A 1,635-nucleotide genomic window follows, 5' to 3' on the forward strand; every position below is an offset into this window, starting at 1 on the left:
CACACCAACCGCCGCACATTCACGTACTGCCAGTCCCGCGTCGACGAACGCGTCCGCGCACCCCACACCAACAAACCCCGGTCGGGGAAGGTGCGCATGCAGTTGACGCCGGCGGCGTTGAGGTCGCCCTGTTCCTCGTCGGTGAGGAGGACCGGGATCTCCAGGACGCCTCGTGGCACCTCGTTGGCGGGGGCCTTGAAGACACCGCGCTCGGTATCCGTACGGGCCCAGATGCCCGCCATATGGCCGCACGGTGGCACGGTCCGCTTGCGTGCCTCGACGCCGGGGACGGTGAGCCAGGGGTAGTAGAGCGCGGTGAAGGCGGCGTCATCGGAGTTGGGTGAGGCCAACTGGCTGTTCGCGAAGGCCTTCACCGCGTCGGGGAGCAACCCGGACGGCGGGTCCACAATGGCGAGCCTGTTACGCATGCCCGTGCAGTGCTTCAGCACAGCCTCGATCAAGGGCTTGCCGTCCTGCTCCGTCACCGCGGGAATCGGTTCGACCGTGGGGACGTCCCGGGTCATCTCCCACAGACTCGGCACCGCGACCATGGTGACCTTGGGTTCGGTCACCAGACCGCCGAGCCCCGTGCGGTCCTCCTCGCTTCCGGCGAGCGCCGTGGCGGCCACCCTCTTCGTCGGGTCGGTGAATCCCACGACGTAACACGACTGCCCGCCGTTGGCGAAGAAGCCGTAGACCGCCTCCGCCAGGGTGAAGCACCGCTCCAGGGCGTTCCGCTCCTGGGGCGTCTTGGCATCGGTCAGCTCCTTGGCCAGCCCTTCCATGCTGTAGCGGACGGCGAACTCGCGCCAGCCACGGAGCAGTTGGGGGACCCTGCGTTCCTCATTCGTGAACGGCTTGGGCGTGGCGTTGGGATCGTCCTTGGTGGACACCCTGGTGTAGCCGAGGAACGCCGGGATGGATGTGCTCGCGCCGGTGATCGTGCGGACGCCGCTGGGCTTCTCGGTGACGAAGACTCCGGGCGGATTGGGCGGTGTCATGCGTGCTCCCTCTCGTGACGCGGGCGGGTCATTCGACGGTCATGTCCTCGTAGGTGATGGTCACCTGCTCCGTCGCGGTCGCGGAGTTCGAGGCGCCGAGGGAGGGCCCCTGCCAGCGGGAGGCCCAGGCGTTGCTGAGGTGGATGCGGCGTACGGTCTGCTTCTTGGCGTCCTTGAGGGCGATGGTGATGTTCTGCCGGGCGCTGTCGAGGTCGGCGTTGACGAGCGTGGCCTTGATCCAGTCGGTGAAAGCGGTGCTCTTGTCCATGCCCCGGGTGATGGTGATCTCCCCGGTCCTGCGCGAGCCGGGCTGCTTGCGTACGAGGAGCTCGCCGGTGGCCGAGACCTGGCGGGTCTCGACGACGTCCTGTTCCAGGGTGAGCCCCGAGACCTCCTGGACGGTCTCGACCTGGAACTTGCCGAGTTCGATGGCGAAGGTGCTGCTGCTGAAGGTGTCACCGGTCAACACGATTCTCGTTCTCCCTCTTTCCGCTTGCCCGACCTACCTGGCTTCCCTGACTGCCCTGGCTTCCCGTCCTACGTGCCGCCGGCCTGTCCGGCGATCTGTGCGATCGAGAAGTGCACGAACTCGGCGGGACGCACCGGCGCAACCCCGATGTCGCAATGCACCTCA

The 1,635-nt window shown here is 67.2% G+C and carries 2 protein-coding genes; both read right to left on the reverse strand.

The features are described 5' to 3' along the window. On the reverse strand, positions 1–1,001 hold a 1,001-nt coding region (locus DY245_RS32985), incomplete at its 3' end, for a phage tail sheath subtilisin-like domain-containing protein (RefSeq protein ID WP_147318389.1). 28 nt (positions 1,002–1,029) lie between these two features. Further along, entirely contained in the window at positions 1,030–1,470 is a 441-nt protein-coding gene (locus DY245_RS32990; protein WP_128510835.1) for a phage tail protein, read from the reverse strand. Positions 1,471–1,635 lie beyond the last annotated feature (165 nt).

Origin of the sequence: Streptomyces inhibens (genome assembly GCF_003389455.1) — a bacterium.
In the GTDB taxonomy this organism is placed as follows: Bacteria; Actinomycetota; Actinomycetes; order Streptomycetales; family Streptomycetaceae; genus Streptomyces; species Streptomyces inhibens.